Below are 18538 nucleotides of genomic sequence, written 5' to 3'. Positions count from 1 at the left end.
ACACACATAAGGATCAATTTATGCTAAATTTAAGGCGTTTTAGTATTTTTCAGCGGCTGTCATTACTTGTTGGCATAGTTATTTTTGGCTTAATTGTATTAAGTATCTCTAGCTTAACTCATCAATATAGCTCACTAAAAAACGAGCAATATCTAAAAACCCAAAATGTGGTAGAAACGGCATACAGTGTTATTGAGCATTTCCACCAGCTTGAACAAAATAATACACTCACACAAGCACAAGCTCAAACGCAAGCACTTGAGGCCATAAAAGCGCTGCGCTATGACAAAACAAATTATTTTTGGGTAAACAACTACCAACCCAAAATGGTAATGCACCCAATAAAGCCTGCGCTTAACGGTAAAGACTTAACTAATAATAAAGACCCCGATGGCAAAGCACTTTTTGTAGAAATGGTTAACATTGTAAAACAACAAAAAGAAGGGTTTATTCCTTATAAATGGCCAAAACCAGGAAAAGAACAGCCAGTAGGTAAAGTCGCATTTGTAAAAGGCTTTAACCCGTGGCAATGGATTATTGGCTCAGGCGTATACCTAGATTCAATAGATGAAGCGTTTAGTGAGCAGCGTAATCTAATCATAATTAGCGCCTTAGTGATGATTATTGCTGTCATTGTATTAAGTTACTTTATTGGTAAAAGTATACTCACGCCGACTCGCCTTGCCGCAGAAATGATGAAAAACATATCGCAAGGTGAAGGTGACTTAACCCGTACGCTAAACGAGTCGGGCAATGATGAAATATCAGAGCTGTCACGTTCTTTTAATTTATTTGTTTTAAAAATGCGCGAGTCGTTAGTACATGTATCGCACAGTGCAGATGATGTAAGCCGACACGCTCACACAGTTGATGAGTCTAGTAGAACAAGCCATTCCTTCATTGAGCTACAAAACGACAGTTCTACACAAGTTGCCGCCGCCATGGAGCAAATGACGCACCAAATTCATGATGTGAGTCGCAATGCCGAAGCCGCTGAACAAGCCGCCAACGATGCAGCACACAATGCTTCAACCGGTAAAAATGTGGTGGCCAGTACCATTACCGCCATAGAAACACTCTCCAGTAATATAGAAACAGTGAGCCAAGTAACTGAAGATTTAGCAAACGAAAGTAATAACATAGGCTCTGTGCTTGATGTGATCAGAAGTATATCGGAGCAAACAAACTTACTCGCACTCAACGCTGCTATAGAAGCGGCTCGTGCAGGAGAGCACGGCAGAGGCTTTGCAGTTGTTGCCGATGAAGTACGTACACTCGCAAGCAGAACCGGGCAAAGCACAGATGAAATTCAAACCATGATCACCAAATTGCAAGAAGGCGCTAAAGCAGCAGTAGAGGCGGTAAAATCAAGCCAAGCACTGTCGGTGACGACTGTAGAGCAAGTTTCATCTGCCGATACATCGCTCAATGAAATAGAAAGGCTGGTATCCATAATTACCGACATGAACAGCCAAATAGCCCGTGCCACCGAACAGCAAACGCAAGCCGCTGACGAGGTTAATTTACGTATTAACGAGCTATCTCAATCAACCGAGCAGTCGTTAAATAATACCAAGCAGCTTACCGATGCCAGTGACAACCTTAAACAAAGTAGCCAAGGGCTTTCGAGTGTGGTTAATCGCTTTAAGTTAAAATAATTTAAAAACAAAAGCCCTGAATTAACAGGGCTTTTTTATTACATAAGCGTTTTTAGCTTATACCATTTCGCATAATTAAGTGATCTATTTTTAGGATGGAAAAACGTGTTGATACCTAGGCAAAAAATTTTCTATTTAGTTGTAAATGAAAATTTTTACCACAGATAGCGACACGTTTAGCCCCGAAAAATGATTAAGTATTATTGCGGACTGGTATTACATACAATAGCGTGCAAATAAGCTGGTTACCGATGCCGCGGTTGGCTTGCCATGCTGCCAATCACCGCCTTCAACACCACTACCAGCAATATCCATATGCACATAAGGCAATGGCTGCTCAGAATCGTTACCGTGTTTATCAAGTCCGCCAACAACGGCTAAAAACGCCATAGGGAATTGATGCCCGCGAGCGGTAACCGCAGAAGCCGCATTATTACTTGATAAAACATCATCAGCTAAGGTACGCGGTTTTATAAAGTCGTAGTCTTCACGGCGAGAGCGAGAAACCTCTGCTGCATCTGCCCATAAATCACCGCAATCCGCTATTTGACGAGACGTATTAGCACTGCGTGCTGGGCCGTTTTCAACATACGCACCGTAAGGTCCCATAGCACGTGCCGCATGGCCTGTAAGAGTGGCTACAGTAAATAGAGTTGGGTTAACTTGTGTTTTAGCCAAGTCTTTCATTTCGCTAAGTAGGTCACCCATAGCTAAACGCCCTTCGGCATCGGTGTTACCAATGCGTACGCGTACGCCTTCACGACTAGTAATGATTTCATCTGGTACAAAACAATCTGAACCAATCGAATTGCGAACCACCGCTAAATAAGAAATCACTTTAACGCCTTTTGGCTGATAATCAGCAACCGCTTTCATAAAGCCCGCTACAGATGCAGCACCGCCTTTATCGCGGCTCATACCTGCCATGTAACCGCCTACTTTTAAATCGGCGCCGCCGGTGTCGTATACTAAACCTTTACCCACAAACATTAGCGTACGCGTTACTTCACCCTCTGGTACGTACTCTAGTTTTACTACGCGTGGGTGGTGGCGCTCAACCGCATAAGATGCGCGCGCAACGGTGCTAAGCATAGGGTAGTTTTTATCTATTGTGTCTATGTCGTCAATCACATCAACTGCCACTGTAGAGCCTTTGAAAAGCTCAACACAGTAATCGGCAAAGCGTGGTGGCGCCATACGTTCAGGCTCAGTACCGCATAAATCGCGCGCAGCATATTGGCCTGCAGCAATTGCGTTAACAGCTTTTACTGTTTGCTCACTCGCATCAATTAAACCAATTTGCGTAATGGGCTCAATACTTTCACCGTGGTATTCACGCGCCTCTAAAGGTTGCCATAATGCTTGGCATGCACCTAAATACGCCACCTCTAATGCATGCTGGTAACGCGCATCCGTATGTAATTTAGGTAAGTAAATAGCAGGGTTTACACTGCCCGCGGCTTTTGCTTCGTTAATCGCGAGTTTGGCGGCATCAAAGTAGCGTCTTACATCATCGTAATCGCGATTAAGCGGCCCTGTAGGTGCTAAAACAACGCGTAGATTATCAATTACTAAAAACGTAACTTGTTTACCAATACGAGAGTCTACTTTAGCCTGTGATTCAATGGCATCACGTAGTGAGTTATTCGGAAGTTGAGAAAAGTCATCACTAATTATAATAAGTGCATCGTGAGAAAATGCTGCAAAGCTTGCACTGAGTGATTGTGCAGCTATCGCTTGAGGATATGCCATAAGTAAAGCTCCTGTTAGAAAACATAAGGGGCTATTATCGTTGATATAAAAACACAAAACCAGCCACCTGCGATGAGCTCATTTTAATCTGGCAACTTGGTGTTACACTCAAGTACACTCTAATCTAGAATGCTCAATTGTAGATTTAAATTAGGTTCATTTTTAACACCCACCCCTATGCCTAGTAAACGCACCGGTTGCTGCATACCCCGTTGATACGCTTTTGAAAGTAGCTCAGTAAAAATAGCTGTGTTTAATTGATGATGAGCTTGATCGGCACTGGTCACCACAAAATTTGCAAATTTCACTTTTACGCTTAATTTATTTATACGATTTTGTAGCTGTTGTTTATTAAGACGCGCTGTCAGCTCTTCCAGTAATTTAGGCAACTGATCTAGACACTCTTGTAAGCTATTTTTGTTGTATTCATAAGTATGCTCAACACTGAGTGATTTACGTACTCGCTCGGTTGTTACTTTACCAATGTATTCGCCAGCACATTTTTGATAAAGCGATACACCAAAATTCCCCACATGCTGTTGCATCCAATTCACACCTTTCTCGCGAACATCTTTACCTGTATACAATCCTTTTAAATTAAGCTTTTCAAGGGTGACCTTACCCACACCAGGTATTTTACCCAGCGGCAAATTATTTAAAAACGAATCAACTTCATCTGGTAATACAACGAACTGGCCATTGGGTTTGTTTTCATCGCTAGCAATTTTCGCAATAAACTTAATGGGAGCAACGCCTGCAGAGGCAGTGAGGCCAGTAGCGTTGAAAATATCGGCTCTAATTTGTTGAGCAATAAGCGTAGCACTACCTTTAAATGCCGAGCTATTGGTGACGTCTAGGTAGGCTTCATCAAGCGACAAAGGCTCTATTAGGTCAGTATAACGTTTAAATATAGCCCGTATTTGGTTAGAAATTTCTTTATAAACAGCCATTCGCCCAGGCACAATAACTAAATCTGGGCATAATTGTTTGGCATGATAGTTAGACATAGCCGAGCGTACACCATATTCGCGCGCTTTATAGTTTGCTGTAGAAAGCACGCCTCGGCGACTATTACCACCAATGGCTAAAGGCACATTGGCAAGATTGGGGTTATCACGCATTTCAACCGCTGCATAAAAGCAGTCCATGTCGATATGAATAAACTTTTTCATTACCACATAACAACTGTTTATTTATACAGCCATTATTAAGGATTCACTTTCATTAAGCAAGGTTAATAAAGCCAGTTTACTTGCTAAAGTAAAATCGCTAGTAAGTTTGGCGTTTAAATTAAGCAAGCTTTATACAGCTTTTAAAACGGCAGCTTAAAGCGCTTTTCTTTTTTAAAGCAATGTAGCCAAAAAACAAATTCCAATAAAAACCCCGCAGCTAAAAGCATGATACCGCCTGAAGCATTACCCATAGCGTAGCAAGCAAAAGATGCTATAAAAATTAAACTGGCTAAAGCCCAATTAATTATATTTTGCATGTGTGTTCTCGTGTGTGTGGTCTGTGTTAATTAACTGTAGTCCTAAAAATAAATAGATACAATCATCTTATAAAAAAACATGGTATTTATTGTCTTGAGCTACAAACACCATATTGATAACCTGATTCATTTAAAACTAAGAGTACACATACATGCAAAGGTTCAAAGAACAGCACCCTATTCATACCGATATCACCGTCGCTTGGGCCGATATGGACGCCCTACAACATGTAAACAACGTGGTGTACTTGCGTTACTTTGAAATTGCGCGCATCGACTTTTTAAATAAAATAAACCAGTTTGATACGATAAAACCAGGTGACGTAGGTCCCGTTATTAGCGAAAACAACATTCGCTACAAGCGCCCTGTAACCTTTCCAGATACTTTAACCGTAGGTATTACTATTTCGGATATAAAAAGCGACCGCTTTATGATGAATTACTCTGTATATAGTCATGCACAGCAAGCTGTTACTACAACAGGCTACTCTCAAGTAGTTATGTTTGACTTTAAAGCGGGGCAAAAGGCGGCGATCACTGAGCCATTATTATCGGCATTACACCAATTCGCTTAATTAAATAGTATGCGAGCTGGTATTAATAAGCCACACTCAAGATCTTACACAATTTAAGGATTTTACATGCAATACAGTCCGTTAGGCAGCAGCGGGGTTGATGTTTCAAGAGTATGCCTAGGTAGCATGACTTGGGGTAAACAAAATACCCAACAAGAGGCAGATGAGCAAATAGCCTATGCCTTAGCGCAAGGCGTTAATTTTATTGATACCGCCGAAATGTATGCCGTTCCTCCTTCACCAGACACTTACGGTAAAACAGAGCAAATTATTGGTAACTGGCTAAACCGCAACCAACAAAAACGCGGTGATATTGTATTGGCCACTAAAATTGCGGGCAACGGCTTGTCGTGGGTACGTGATGGCGGCGATATAACACGCAGCGCGGTTATTGAGGCTGTAGATAACTCCCTCAAGCGTTTACAAACCGACTACATAGATTTATATCAATTGCACTGGCCTAATCGCTCTACCCCGCATTTTGGCAGGCAGTGGCCAGGTAAACTTACTTTTAGTGACGTAAATACCGAGCAACAACAAGCTGGCATGCTAGATATTTTAGAAGGCCTTAATGAGTGCGTTAAAGCCGGCAAAATAAAATTTTGTGGTCTTTCAGATGACACGCCATGGGGCATTAGCCAGTTTTTAAATTTAGCTAAAGCGCATAACTTACCGCGAATGGTTTCGATTCAGAACGAATTTAGCCTAGCGCACGCTAAAGATTGGCCCTACTTAATTGAGCAATGTATTCATGAAGACATTGCTTATTTACCTTGGTCGCCGCTTGCTGCTGGCCTACTAACGGGTAAATACCTAAACGGTGCACGCCCAGCGGGCTCGCGTTGGACATTTATGCAGCGAAATGGCATTTTCAGGGATACCCCTAACGCGCAAAAAGCAACGCAGCGCTATGTGGATTTGTCGCATGAAATTGGTATAACACCGGCACAATTAGCCCTTGCGTGGTGTAATCAAGTCGATGGCGTTACTTCATCAATTATTGGTGCGACTAATATGGCGCAATTAAAAGAAGATATTGACGCATTTAACTTAACTTTAAGCAATGACACCCTTGCTGAAATTGGCGCAATTTTTAAAGATTACCCGCAGCCATACTAAAGCAAAATAATAGGCGGTTTAATTACTGCCTATTCTGTTGTTAAATTTGAACATATGCAAAGTAAAACTATACTAAAGTTAACTTAAATGGATTATTTTTAGTGGGTTATGCTTAAAAATATAGTTTTATTTTGCGTTGTACTGGGTGGCTTTTCACATTACGGGTACGCTGACAATACACACCCAATTGAAGAAATTGTGTGGTTACAAAGTTACACGCCTCCGTTTCATATAGATAAAGACTCACACGCCCCTCAGGGTGGGGTTTGCGATAATCTCACAGAGCAACTCATCCAAACTATTGATGATGTAAAACACACGCGCTTAATTGTGCCGCAAGAGCGAATTAATAAGCACTTAAATGAAGGCGATAATGTGTGCTTTCCGTGTGTGATTCATAAAAAAACAGCTAATGATGTACTACAGTTTTCTACCCCAACAACGGTATACCCGCCCTTTTCGGTTTTAACCACGCAAAAACTGGCAGCAGAAATACAAGCTCGACACGGGAACCCTATTAAACTTATTCATTTATTGTCGGACGAACAATATGTATATGGTCAAGCGGCGGCGCGCAAGTTTACTTCAGAAATTAATAAAATAATCGAAAATACCACGGTGTATCGTAAAGCATCGCTGAGCTGGAGTAGCGAAAATGAAAGCCAAGCAGTGATTGCTCGATTAAGCCGCGGCTTTTTAGATTACACAATAGACTACCCGTTTCTGGGAGATTATTTTGTAAATCACAGTCGATTTAAAAATATTGTCAGTGTACCAATAGAAGAAGACTCCCGAAAATTTGTTTTAGGAGCGATAGGATGTGCAGTAAGAGCGCCAAATAACTTTGCTACCAAAGCGCTTGATAAAATCAATAAAGCGCTACATAAGCAGGTATTACACTCGCCTGCTTATATAAATAGTCAGCGTTTTTGGTTAGAACAAAGTTTCCCTCAGTTTTCTAAGTATTACCAACAGCAAATACTTAACACGACTGAACCTGCCAACGTTGAGATAACAAACACGCCGAATTAGCATATAGGCTAACTGTAAATACACTGTTTGCAGGCACTTCCCCAACGCCTGCAGGTGTCCCGGTCATTATTACATCGCCATTTTCTAAGTGCATAAACTCATTAATTTCACTTAAAATATCTTTAGGCTTGTGTATCATAAATTGTGTATCACCTTGCTGAATAACTTTATCGTTAATTTTAAGCTCAAACGTAAACGCCTGCTCAGCATCCGCAATACTTACAAAGGGCGTTAGTAATACCGAGCCGTCAAATGCCTTCGCGCGCTCCCACGGTAACCCTTTATTTTTAAGCTTACTTTGCACAGTACGTTTAGTTAAATCTAACCCTAAACCGACGCCCGCTAACTCATTATTTTTAATAATAAAACACAGCTCAGTTTCAAAGTGCAGCGTGTCGTTATTATGCGTAGTAAATAAGGTATCCGTTATGGCACTATTTGGCTTATTAAACAATACCATTTGATCTGGTAGCTCATTATTAAGTTCGGCAATATGTGCGGTGTAATTACGCCCAACACACACTATTTTCGAGGGCGTTAATAACTCACTTTCTAGTTTAATTGACTGCATAAAATCACTTCTAAGTTACGTGCTGATCAAGGTTTCTAATAAGCTCAGATTAATCGGTTTTAAAAGTACATGATTAATATTTAAATCTTTAATCTGCTTAGGATCAGGCTCTGCACCACTAACAATCACTAAGCTTAAGTTAGGGTAACGTTCATTAATTTGCTTCCCTAAATCTACACCACGGCCGTCAGGTAAATGCATATCAAGCAATACCTTATCAAATTGCTGGTCATGATTTAGGGTTTGTAAACACTGTGCACACGTTGAGGTGATCACAGTTTCTACCCCTAGACTCTCTAGCAGTAACTGTGTAATTTGCGCAGCATCTTGGTCGTCTTCAACCAACAAAAATCGCTGTTTTTTCTCTACTACCGCTTTATCACTGTGTATGTTTTTAGCTTGAGGCGCGTGCTCTGGAGATACTAAAAAATCTTGTAAACACTGATACAAAGAGGAGCTATCAACGGGCTTAGGTATTACATCGTTAAAGCCGAGTGCGGCAAGCTCTTCGTGTATGCCTTTCATTGTTGCGGCTGTAAGCGCAATAATTGGGCCTGTGTAGCCCATTTTTCTAAGCTCTATGGTGGCTTCTTTCCCCCCCATTACAGGCATATGGATATCAATGAAGATGATATCGTATGGGGAGCGATACGCTTGTGCGATTCTTACTTTTTCAAGTGCTTGTTGGCCATGCTCTGCATAATCTACACGCGCACCACACGTGCTAATCATATGACCAACTAACATCCGTAAATCGCGTAAATCATCAACCACTAATACGCGGCCTGTTACTTTACACGGTGCAGATTTTGTCTGTAACTGCGAGCCACTACTAAAGTTTAATACTTGGCGTTCCACTTCACTAATATCGCCTGGGTACACTGAAATAGTAAAAGTAGAGCCTTCCCCCATTCTCGAGGTTAAATCAATACTGCCGTGCATACGCGTTAATAGCTCAGCACAAATAGCGAGCCCTAAACCAGCGCCGCCAACAGATCGAGATTCAACATCGGCTATTTGCTCAAAGGGTTTAAAAATGAGTGCTTGTTTTTCAGGGGCAATCCCCATACCTGAGTCTTTAATACTAAAAAATAGCATCTCTTGCCCTTCAACCCACTCGGTCCAGGCGCTAACTACAATTTCGCCTTTTTCAGTAAACTTAACCGCATTATTGATTAGGTTAATGAGTATTTGACGTACGCGGGTGGCATCAAGTCTCACAATAAGCGGTAAAGGCTGTAGAGACTCAAAGCGAAGCTTTAAGCCTTTATCAAGCACAGATACACGCATTAAGGTGTAAACATCAGCAAGCATGCTATCTAAGTTTACTTCACTTAATGTAAGCTCTAATTTGTCAGCAGCAATTTTAGATAAATCGAGCACGTCATTTAACAAGCTCAGTAGGTGTTTACCGTTTCGGTAAATAACCCCTAATTCGTTCTCGGCCTGTTTGCTAAAGTCACTTTGCAGCAATAGCTCTGTGTAACCTAATATAGATGAAAGCGGGGTACGTAATTCGTGGCTTAAGTGGGCTAAAAACCTATCTTTTGAGCGGTTTTCAGCTTCGGCTTTTAAACGCTCTACTCGCTCGCCTTCAACATCTTTACGTGCCAGCGCATAACGTATAGCACGGGCAAAACGGCTCGAGCTCATTTCTGTTTTTATAAGGTAATCTACAGCACCGGCATCCAGCGCTGCGGAGTCTAATTCATCATTAGATTGCCCCGTAAGCATAATAATTGGCCCGCTAAACCCATTAGCAATGGCTTTTTTTAATACACTTAGCCCATTTGAGGCACCTAATCGGTAGTCAAGCAAGCATATATCGTGCTCGTTTTTACTTAATATGCTTATTGCCTGCTCAGGAGAGCTTATCCAATCTATGTCAAATGTATGTGAATCTAACTGGTCTAAGTAGTCGCGTGTAAGGATGTAATCATCTTCATCATCTTCTACTAAAAGTAAGCGAGTCACTTTATCTAACATGCTATCTCCTTTCAATGGCATTTAATAAGCCCCTATTTAGGGGCTTATTGTTGCTACTTATACCAATTCGTATGATTAAGTATTATTGCGGATTGGTATTATTTAGTCGTTAAACGTTGTTGGCAGCTCTACAAATTCAACCCAGTATTTTCCTAGGGTTTTCATTAAATCAACCAAGCCATCAAACGTTACCGGTTTCGTTATGTATGAAGCTGCGCCTAGATTGTACCCTTTAACCATATCTTCTTCTTGCTTAGAGGTGGTTAAAATAACAACAGGTATACCTTTAAGGTTAGGGTTTGCTTTAATAGCCTCAAGTGCTTCACGGCCATCCATGCGCGGCATGTTTAAATCAAGCAAAATCAGACCAGGGCGTGGCGATGAGCTTTTATCTTCAAACTTACCCTTTCGCTCTAAGTACTCTAATAATTCAACCCCATCTTCCACAAAATGCAGCTCGTTTAGTACACGGCTTTCAGCCAGCGCATCTTGCGTAAGTAGGCGATCGTCCTCGTCATCATCAGCCATTAATATTGTAATAGGTTTCACTTTTGAATACGGCATCTAAGCCTCTCCTTGAAGTGTGAAAAGCGTTGTTTCCACAGGTAATTTTATTATGAAGGTTGCCCCTTCACCGTCTTTACTATGAGCGGTAATTATCCCACCATGCCGCTCAACTATACGCCTACAAACTGAAAGCCCAATCCCTGTGCCTTTATATTCCGAGCGCCCATGCAAGCGCTGAAATGGTACAAATATTTTATCAGCATACTCTTGTGAGAAACCAATACCATTATCTTTTATAGTGATAATTTGCCAGCCCACTTTTTCGTTATGATCTTCGCTAAACTCGTCTTTATACTCGTACGTTACGCTTATATGTGGCTCTTCACCTGGTTTTCTAAACTTAACAGCGTTAGATAGTAAGTTTAAAAATAGCTGCTGCATTTGGCTTTTATCGGCCTGAATAACTGGCAGTTCGCCCACCTCTACTTGCGCATTACTTTCATTTATGGCGACCTCTAAATCACTTAAAATATCGTTCACTACGCCTTTTAAGTCAGTGTCGTCAAAGTCTTTACCTCGCGTTGTTACCCGCGAAAACTCTAGCAAGTCGTTAATAAGATTAGACATACGTTGTGCTGCATTTTTCATACGGCCTATATAATCGATGCCTTTTTCGCCCAGCTCATCTTTAAACATGGTTTCTAGGCGATCACTAAATGCTTGAATTTTTCGTAGTGGTTCTTGTAAGTCATGGCTGGCAACAAAAGCAAACTCTTCAAGCTCACGGTTTGAGCGGCTAAGCTCATCTGAATATAAGGTAAGCTCTTGGGTACGCTCAGACACTTTACTCGCAAGTGTTTCGTTTTGCCTTTCAAGTTCTTCGCGGTATTTAGCCTCATTTCTTAAATTTAGCCGTGTTAATACAAACATACCTATTATTAAAAGCGCACTGGTAACTGCTGTAATAGCAAAGGTGATTTTTGCCTCATTTTTTATTTGTGCCAACTTCGAAAAATGACTTACCTTAAACAACAGTTCTCGTTCTTGAATATCATTAACTTTAGCGCGAATATCTTTGTACAGTTCTCGCCCTTTGTGCGTATTTAATAAATACAATGCACGGCGTTCTTTATCATTAGTGGCAAGTTTAACCGTTTTTTTAAGCTCGTTAATTTTAGCTTCGGTTAACACTAACAATTGTGCAATTCGTTCTGCTTGTCCATCAATTTCAGAATGTAGAGACTTTACATGCTGTATTTGCGATTCTATTTGCCCTATCGCATCGTAATAAGGCATTAGGTAGTCATCTTCTTCGGTGAGTAAGTAGCCACGCTGGCCAGATTCTGCCTGCACAATTGATAAATGAAGGCGCTCTATAGCATCTGCTAATAAGCTGGTATTATCCAAACTTTTTTGTGTTTGCGTTAATCCTTGAATAGTACTTAATGCTAAAAATGCATTACCTACCACTATGCATAGTACTATCGCGATAAAAGCGGCCCACGTTATATTCGTTTTACCCTGCTGCTTTTGCTTACTCATTATATGTAAATACCTAATTTTAAATGGCTACTTATTATTAAAATCAGTAATGTTTTGTAAGCTTTCGCTACATTGCTGACAGTTTGAAATTATTTTATCGAGTGCTGCTAACGCTTTGTCTTTTGGCATATCGTTTTCTAACACCAGCTTAATAAGCTCTGCATTCATAGAAATTCTATTTAGCGGCGCTCTTGCATCGTGTACCAGTTTATTTAGCGTATTTACTTCTTTTTCCTCACTCATATTACTTCCTATACTTTTTTAACCTGAACTCTGGTTAACAAACTTACTAAAATATTAAATTACAGTAATCACCAAATTTACTTTCTCTAGCCAGAGATTTTCAATGAAAACAAGGCAAATTTACGCGTCAATAGCTGGCCTATTGCAAAAAATTTCAACGTAGTTAACGTTGAAAATAGCTGCTAGAGATAGGTTTATTATTTACAGTTCAGGTTATTTATATTCTCCAATTCCACCGTATGCGTTTAATCGGTTATACAACGTTTTTGTGCTGATCCCTAGCATTTGCGCAGCGAGTGTTTTATTCCCTTGCACTTTATCTAGCGTGGCGTGAATTAGCTCTTTTTCAACTTCTTCGATTGTTTGCCCAGCCGAAACATGGTTGTCTGCTGCTTGCGTATTTACCCGCGAAAACGGCGACTCTAAGCTATCTGGTAAGGTAATTTCACTTGTCTGCGGATCGCTCATAATAAAGGCACGATGAATAGCATGGCGCAGTTCACGTACATTACCCGGCCACTCGTATTGCTGAAGCTCTTTGAGTTGCTCATTATGCCAATAAAACGCAGTGCCATTTTCATCGTTAAGCTGTTCTAAAAAAGCTTTAGCAAGCAATGGTATATCTTCTTTTCGTTCACGCAGTGCGGGTATATCTATAGGGAAAACCGCAAGTCTAAAATAAATATCTTCACGAATAACATTATTTTGTGCCAGATCAGTCAGTGAACGGTTAGTAGCAGAAATAACGCGGCAGTTTATAGGCAATTCACGATTGCCACCTACGCGTGTTACCTTTTTAGTTTCAAGCACACGCAGTAAGTTTGGCTGCATATCAATAGGCATTTCAGTGACTTCATCTAAAAATAATGTGCCGCCATCAGCTTGCTCAAATACCCCTTCTTTACGGGCAATTGCACCAGTAAACGCCCCTTTTTCATGGCCGAATAGTTCACTACCGATTAGCTCTTTAGATAAAGCACCACAGTTGCTTGCCACTAAAGGACCCTCGCATTGGCTAGCATTATGAATAGCCTGCGCAACCACCTCTTTACCAGCACCACTTTCACCCATTAGCATTACATTAGCATTGGTTTTAGCTACACGCTCAATCATGGTGTAAAGCTTTTGCATTGGCGCTGATTCACCAATTAGAGTATTAAAGTGGCGTGTAATAGCTGGAGCTTTTGTCTTTTTAACTGTTTTTTTAGGGCCGTTTAATACCAGCTCTAGGTCTTCGCGTTGTAGTGGCTTTAATAAATGCCCAACATCTTGCTCGCACATATCTGCCAAAATCCCTTTTACTGAAGGGTGGCCAGAAATAAGCGTTACTTTAGGAGACTGTCCAATCATTTTTAAATGATCAAGCAAATGAAGGCCACTGCCATCTGGCAGCATAAAATCGAGCAACACATGATCAAAGGTATTATTTTCAAACCATTGATGCGCTTCTTTTAAGCTGGTTGCAGTACAAATGTTGTGTCCGAGGAATTCGACAATGTGGCAAACAACGTCACTAAATTCAACGTCATCGTCGACTAAAAGTATGTTTAACATGATAAATCCCTATGCTTTTCTTGTTATTCTACGCGCCCTATTATGCAAATAAAAGGGGCGACAAGAATCTCTAAAAAATGATTAAACTATTGAGTCTTTAACGTTTAATTTTAATAACCAAGTATGTACGTACACTTAAGCCATATCGATCATAATTTTTTTAGAAATTATAATTATTTTCATTACTCACCCATTATACCAGCTGATACAATTTTAACGTCATAAAAAGGAGACAAAATGCAATTATTAAAAACCATGGTTCATCCTGGTATAAATTTAAACCAAGGCACTCAATTTACTCGCCGTACAGGCCGCGCTATTGTGATTAAAGATGCACATATTTTATTAATGTATACCCGGCGCTACGAAGACTACAGCTTACCCGGCGGCGGTGTGGATGAAGGTGAAACCCTAGAGCAAGGGTTAATAAGGGAGCTTAGCGAGGAAACTGGCGCGCAAAATATACAAATTATTAAACCGTTTGGGTTATACGAAGAATACCGCCCTTGGTATAAAGACGACTTTGATATTATACATATTCAGTCGTATTGCTATCTATGCGATGCAGACAAAGCACTTGGTAAAGCACAGCTTGAACATTACGAGCAACAAAATGGTATGACGCCTAAATGGGTTAATATTCACGACGCCATTGCACACAACGAGCGCACAATCAGCCTTAGCGACAAACAAGGGTTGTCTATCATTCGTGAAACGTACCTACTCAAACAAATAGCACAGCAGCTGTTTAACTAAGGCTGTAAAAATTGCATAAAGCAGTATTTTTTACTGCTTGCTCATCACTTAGTTTTAATTTACGCCACATCATAAAACTTAAAGCTATTACTATTCAAACACTTAAGATAAATTTTGCTTTATAAAACAAACTGGCTTTGTGTTTGCACCATTACCGATAACTAATTTGTAAGGAGATAAAAATGAGTAACACAGTTAAAACGATTAATCCCGCAACTGAGCAAACCATTGATACCTACACACTGCTTTCTCAAGAAGAAGCTGAACAGGTAGTCGAAAAATCTCACGAAACATATTTAAAATGGCGTCAAACTTCATTTACCGAACGTGCTAAATGTTTAAATAAATTAGCCTCTTTATTTGAAGAGCAAAAAGAATCTATTGCTAAATTAATGACCGAAGAAATGGGTAAAGTGTACGAGCAAGGCTTTCAAGAAATTGAACTGTGCGCTGGTATTTGTCGTTACACAGCCGAAAACGGCCCACAAGTACTTGGCGATGAAGAGCGCGATATGGACGGCGGCCGCGCTATTATTAGCTACCAACCAACGGGCGTATTATTAGGTATTCAGCCTTGGAACTTCCCGCTTTATCAAGTAATCCGTTACAGTGCCGCTAACATTATGGCCGGTAACACGACCGTACTTAAACATGCGGGCAATGTATTTGGCATGGCAGAAAAAATCGATAGCTTATTTAAGCAAGCGGGCTTCCCTGACTATTGCTTTAGCAACTTACTGATTGATGGCAAAACTGCCAGCGCGCTTATTTCGCACAAAGCGATCAGCGGCGTAACCTTTACAGGCAGTGATGGCACGGGTAAAAAAGTAGCCGAAGAAGCCGGCAAGCACGTTAAAAAAACAGTGCTTGAGCTTGGCAGCAACGATGCCTACTTAGTTCTTGATGATGCCGATTTAGACCTTGCTGTTGAAACCTGTGTTACAGGGCGCATGATCAACAACGGCGAAACTTGCGTATCGGCAAAACGCTTTGTGGTTGTAGAGTCATTATATGATGACTTTAAAGAAAAAATTAAAGCGCAATTTGAAGCATTAAAAATGGGCGACCCGATGGCTGAAGATACAGACCTAGGCCCAATGGCTCGTGAAGATTTACGCGATAAAATTCACGACCAAGTAATGCAATCTGTTAAAGCCGGTGCAAATGTAGTTACAGGTGGCGAGGTACCTTCGCAAACAGGTTACTACTACCCACCGACTATTCTTGATAATTTATCGCCGGGCATGCCAGCATACGACGACGAATTATTTGGCCCTGTAGCCTCGCTCATTAAAGCAAAAGACAACGACGATGCAATGCGCATAGCCAACGACTCTCGCTATGGTTTAGGCGGTGGTATTTTCTCAAAAGACGAGAAAAAAGCCATTGAACTAGCTAAAAAGTACTTTGATACCGGTATGATCAACATTAACGGTTACGGCCTAGCACAACCCAACCTACCGTTTGGTGGTGTTAAAGAAAGTGGCTACGGCCGAGAGCACGGCGGCTTTGGCATGCGCGAATTTGTGAATATCAAATGTATTATGATCAATAGCTAATTTAGCTACATACGTAAAATACGCGTATTAAAAGAGTATTTATACGCGTTTTAAAAATATTATTAAGCCTAAAGGTGAGCAATCACTTTTAGGCTTTTTTTATGGGTATAGCTGCATGGTTTTATGCACTAATAGACCCACCCTACAAGTGTATTTAAAGCCATAAACACAGTGAGAAAATTAAAACTAAGCTGACAATTGATATGGAAAAACTGATACTAAGCTTAGAGTTCAGATAGGCTAGGCAGGTAAGAGCGATGTGCAACCGGTAGGTAAACTCGTTGTGAACATAACCTCATTAGGGTATTTAATCAGTAACGCCTCGCACCAGTGGCCGGCCGTAGGACGATTCGTATGTTCAGGGCAAGATCGGTCATTAACGGCCATTCAATCCCTATATAGGTAACCCACTAAACGCGAGCGTTTCAACGGGTTACTTGTCCGCCTCGAGTTACAGGGCCATGGACTATTACCGTCGACGAGATCGGCTCACCGTCCCGGCTCCATTCTCCGTGATCGTTCGCGTTAAGCGTAACGGTCACCGTGTTCTCACCCGGTTGCATCAAGCTGCCGGGTAAATGGAACCACATCGAATATGCCCGCGCGATCTTCGCGCCGTTCAAGTAGATATGGGCGTGGCCTTCGTTGAAGACCGATTTGCGGTTGATCCGCGACGGGGTGAAGGTAAAGTTCTCCGTCAGAATTTGCACATTGTAGCCGTCCATCGCGTCGGGGAAGACAAGATGCGTCACCGTGGGCGCGGGCAGTTCGGCGGACACTTCACGGGGCGGATGGGAATGGCCGACCATGCCGCTCATAGTCATTTGCATCGGTGCCTTGGCAGTGTCCGATGCCCCATTTGTATCTTGAGCAAGCGGGAAAAGAGTCATCACGATCACCGCGACGGCGGCCCCGATAACGAGATAGGCGAGCTTTTCCATCGCGCGCTGCCTTATTGACCCGGAGGCGGGGGCAGAACCGCGCGCAATTCATCGACCGAAATGCCAAGGGCTTCCGCAGCCGCGTCGAGATCCGGTGGGCCATCGCCGAGGGCCTCGGTCAGGGCTGCCTCACTGACGCCCAATTTTTCGGCCACAGCTTTAAAGTCGGGGCGGCCGCCACGAGCAGCTATTTCGACCTCTCCATGATAGCAATCAATGGAATAGGGGGCTTCGTCCGCGGTCAGATGGTAGTGATAGATGCCATCGGAAAACTCGGGGGTGACGCCAAAATGCCCGCCGCATTCATCCAGATCGGCATTGGTCATCACGACACCGCCCTCCCCCTGATTGGCATACGCGGGAAACCCATCCTGCAACACGCCGATCATTCTCGAATGCTCACCTCTTACGTCGACCTTGGAACTCAGGCAGATCGGTACGCCATGATAGTGGTAGGTTGTGCCGTCGCCCAGAGGGTGGCCGTTGCATTCGTCCACAAATGCCGCGTGATCGTGGATGATGTTGTCGTCGAGAGCCACGATGGTCTGCTCCATATCCTCGTAGTCATTGAAAATGCGTGCCCCGTTGATGGCGAACCCGATCTCCCCCAACATTGTCTGGGTGGGCGTTTCAGAATAGACGGGCTGCGTGGTGATCGTCGTGTCGATGAGAGATGCCTCGATGTCGCCTGCATCAAGCGTCCAGAATGTCGCGTCCGGGTTGGTACTGAACGGCATCATACTAGGATCGTCCGGAACCAGATAGGCATCGGCTAAATAGGTTGAGGGGATGCCATCTGATTGGTAGCGGAACGTCCGCTCTTCGGGGTTCAGCGTGATGGTGACGTTGTCACTCCACTGCGCAGCCTTGATTCCGGCAGTGGTGTCAACGGCGAAACCAGACACATTCTGCGTGTCGGATGACGAAAAGTGCAGTACGCATACGGCAACCAGGACCGATGCGGCAGCTGTGATGTAAAGAGCTTTGTTCGACATTCTGGGTATCCTTTTATATTTGAAGTTCTACCAAATGCAAAGCCTCTGGCTCAGTTCTCATCTAGATTGCGGCAGCTGTGCGGCGTCGCGCAACTCCGAGCCCAGCACCTTGCCCCCATGCCGGTTCCGCAGTCTTAAAGTCAACGTGGTGAGCGCTTCGTTATCACGCCAGGCGGCGTGAACCTCAACAAGCGTGACCTGGCTCACCGCACGCTTCGTTGCGATAGGCTCGTTGTCTATCGCATAACAATTTTATAGT

16 protein-coding genes are annotated in these 18538 nt (G+C 42.4%); 6 read left to right on the top strand and 10 right to left on the bottom strand.

Annotation, left to right across the window (positions count from 1 at the left end; translation table 11 throughout):
* Positions 1-20 precede the first annotated feature (20 nt).
* The gene (locus tag AN391_RS10190) at positions 21-1658 is read left to right on the top strand and encodes a methyl-accepting chemotaxis protein (protein ID WP_055015315.1); all 1638 of its coding nucleotides are present in this window, start codon (positions 21-23) and stop codon (positions 1656-1658) included.
* A 216-nt stretch (positions 1659-1874) separates the two neighbouring features.
* On the opposite strand, the gene AN391_RS10185 is transcribed toward AN391_RS10190, so the two are convergent.
* Positions 1875-3410, bottom strand: coding sequence for a leucyl aminopeptidase family protein (locus AN391_RS10185; RefSeq protein ID WP_055015314.1), 1536 nt, complete (start codon positions 3408-3410; stop codon positions 1875-1877).
* Positions 3411-3529: 119 nt separating this feature from the next.
* Positions 3530-4582, bottom strand: coding sequence for a DNA polymerase IV (gene dinB, locus AN391_RS10180; RefSeq protein WP_055015313.1), 1053 nt, complete (start codon positions 4580-4582; stop codon positions 3530-3532).
* A 469-nt stretch (positions 4583-5051) separates the two neighbouring features.
* Between dinB and AN391_RS10175 the strand changes: the two genes are divergently transcribed.
* The 3 genes from AN391_RS10175 to AN391_RS10165 all read left to right on the top strand — a co-directional run bounded on the left by AN391_RS10175 (position 5052) and on the right by AN391_RS10165 (position 7625).
* Positions 5052-5474 carry a thioesterase family protein gene (locus AN391_RS10175; protein WP_055015312.1) on the top strand — a complete coding sequence of 141 codons (423 nt, stop codon included), beginning with the start codon at positions 5052-5054 and terminating at the stop codon, positions 5472-5474.
* Between the two features lie 66 nt (positions 5475-5540).
* The gene (locus AN391_RS10170) at positions 5541-6593 is read left to right on the top strand and encodes an aldo/keto reductase (RefSeq protein ID WP_055015311.1); all 1053 of its coding nucleotides are present in this window, start codon (positions 5541-5543) and stop codon (positions 6591-6593) included.
* 108 nt (positions 6594-6701) lie between these two features.
* Positions 6702-7625: a hypothetical protein gene (locus AN391_RS10165; protein WP_055015310.1), complete on the top strand. Its 924-nt coding sequence runs from the start codon at positions 6702-6704 to the stop codon at positions 7623-7625.
* Here AN391_RS10165 and AN391_RS10160 read toward each other — a convergent pair.
* The 6 genes from AN391_RS10160 to AN391_RS10135 all read right to left on the bottom strand — a co-directional run bounded on the left by AN391_RS10160 (position 7576) and on the right by AN391_RS10135 (position 14028).
* Entirely contained in the window at positions 7576-8196 is a 621-nt protein-coding gene (locus tag AN391_RS10160) for a fumarylacetoacetate hydrolase family protein (RefSeq protein ID WP_055015309.1), read from the bottom strand. The genes AN391_RS10165 and AN391_RS10160 overlap by 50 nt on opposite strands.
* A gap of 15 nt (positions 8197-8211) precedes the next feature.
* Positions 8212-10182: a hybrid sensor histidine kinase/response regulator gene (locus AN391_RS10155; RefSeq protein WP_055015308.1), complete on the bottom strand. Its 1971-nt coding sequence runs from the start codon at positions 10180-10182 to the stop codon at positions 8212-8214.
* Positions 10183-10284: 102 nt separating this feature from the next.
* Positions 10285-10746 (bottom strand): response regulator, encoded by a 462-nt coding sequence (locus AN391_RS10150; RefSeq protein ID WP_055015307.1) that lies wholly within the window; start codon positions 10744-10746, stop codon positions 10285-10287.
* Positions 10747-12231 carry an ATP-binding protein gene (locus tag AN391_RS10145; protein WP_055015306.1) on the bottom strand — a complete coding sequence of 495 codons (1485 nt, stop codon included), beginning with the start codon at positions 12229-12231 and terminating at the stop codon, positions 10747-10749.
* A gap of 27 nt (positions 12232-12258) precedes the next feature.
* A complete protein-coding gene (locus AN391_RS10140) occupies positions 12259-12474 on the bottom strand; it encodes a histidine kinase (protein WP_055015305.1) in 216 nt (71 codons plus the stop codon).
* 213 nt (positions 12475-12687) lie between these two features.
* Positions 12688-14028, bottom strand: a complete 1341-nt coding sequence (locus AN391_RS10135; protein WP_055015304.1) for a sigma-54 dependent transcriptional regulator — start codon at positions 14026-14028, stop codon at positions 12688-12690.
* Positions 14029-14265: 237 nt separating this feature from the next.
* Here AN391_RS10135 and AN391_RS10130 point away from each other — a divergent pair, with 237 nt between their 5' ends.
* A complete protein-coding gene (locus AN391_RS10130) occupies positions 14266-14784 on the top strand; it encodes an NUDIX hydrolase (RefSeq protein ID WP_055015303.1) in 519 nt (172 codons plus the stop codon).
* Positions 14785-14966: 182 nt separating this feature from the next.
* Positions 14967-16343 (top strand): NAD-dependent succinate-semialdehyde dehydrogenase, encoded by a 1377-nt coding sequence (locus AN391_RS10125; RefSeq protein ID WP_055015302.1) that lies wholly within the window; start codon positions 14967-14969, stop codon positions 16341-16343.
* Between the two features lie 425 nt (positions 16344-16768).
* Here the strand turns inward: AN391_RS10125 and AN391_RS10120 are convergent, their stop codons facing one another.
* Entirely contained in the window at positions 16769-17284 is a 516-nt protein-coding gene (locus tag AN391_RS10120; protein ID WP_055015301.1) for a hypothetical protein, read from the bottom strand.
* An 11-nt stretch (positions 17285-17295) separates the two neighbouring features.
* A complete protein-coding gene (locus AN391_RS20765; protein ID WP_055015300.1) occupies positions 17296-18279 on the bottom strand; it encodes a YHYH protein in 984 nt (327 codons plus the stop codon).
* Positions 18280-18538: the final 259 nt, after the last annotated feature.

Source organism: Pseudoalteromonas sp. P1-13-1a (genome assembly GCF_001401875.1).
Classification (GTDB): domain Bacteria; phylum Pseudomonadota; class Gammaproteobacteria; order Enterobacterales; family Alteromonadaceae; genus Pseudoalteromonas.
The sequence above is the reverse complement of the archived record's forward strand: the minus strand, read 5'-3'. Positions and strand labels throughout refer to the sequence as shown.

Coding starts and splice junctions, on each gene's coding strand:
- AN391_RS10120 (WP_055015301.1), bottom strand. CDS start 17,284: ATGGAAAAGCTCGCCTATCTCGTTATCGGGGCCGCCGTCGCGGTGATC.
- AN391_RS10160 (WP_055015309.1), bottom strand. CDS start 8,196: ATGCAGTCAATTAAACTAGAAAGTGAGTTATTAACGCCCTCGAAAATA.
- AN391_RS10155 (WP_055015308.1), bottom strand. CDS start 10,182: ATGTTAGATAAAGTGACTCGCTTACTTTTAGTAGAAGATGATGAAGAT.
- AN391_RS10150 (WP_055015307.1), bottom strand. CDS start 10,746: ATGCCGTATTCAAAAGTGAAACCTATTACAATATTAATGGCTGATGAT.
- AN391_RS10175 (WP_055015312.1), top strand. CDS start 5,052: ATGCAAAGGTTCAAAGAACAGCACCCTATTCATACCGATATCACCGTC.
- AN391_RS10145 (WP_055015306.1), bottom strand. CDS start 12,231: ATGAGTAAGCAAAAGCAGCAGGGTAAAACGAATATAACGTGGGCCGCT.
- AN391_RS10135 (WP_055015304.1), bottom strand. CDS start 14,028: ATGTTAAACATACTTTTAGTCGACGATGACGTTGAATTTAGTGACGTT.
- AN391_RS10170 (WP_055015311.1), top strand. CDS start 5,541: ATGCAATACAGTCCGTTAGGCAGCAGCGGGGTTGATGTTTCAAGAGTA.
- AN391_RS10140 (WP_055015305.1), bottom strand. CDS start 12,474: ATGAGTGAGGAAAAAGAAGTAAATACGCTAAATAAACTGGTACACGAT.
- AN391_RS10130 (WP_055015303.1), top strand. CDS start 14,266: ATGCAATTATTAAAAACCATGGTTCATCCTGGTATAAATTTAAACCAA.
- AN391_RS10125 (WP_055015302.1), top strand. CDS start 14,967: ATGAGTAACACAGTTAAAACGATTAATCCCGCAACTGAGCAAACCATT.
- AN391_RS10185 (WP_055015314.1), bottom strand. CDS start 3,410: ATGGCATATCCTCAAGCGATAGCTGCACAATCACTCAGTGCAAGCTTT.
- AN391_RS20765 (WP_055015300.1), bottom strand. CDS start 18,279: ATGTCGAACAAAGCTCTTTACATCACAGCTGCCGCATCGGTCCTGGTT.
- AN391_RS10190 (WP_055015315.1), top strand. CDS start 21: ATGCTAAATTTAAGGCGTTTTAGTATTTTTCAGCGGCTGTCATTACTT.
- dinB (WP_055015313.1), bottom strand. CDS start 4,582: ATGAAAAAGTTTATTCATATCGACATGGACTGCTTTTATGCAGCGGTT.
- AN391_RS10165 (WP_055015310.1), top strand. CDS start 6,702: ATGCTTAAAAATATAGTTTTATTTTGCGTTGTACTGGGTGGCTTTTCA.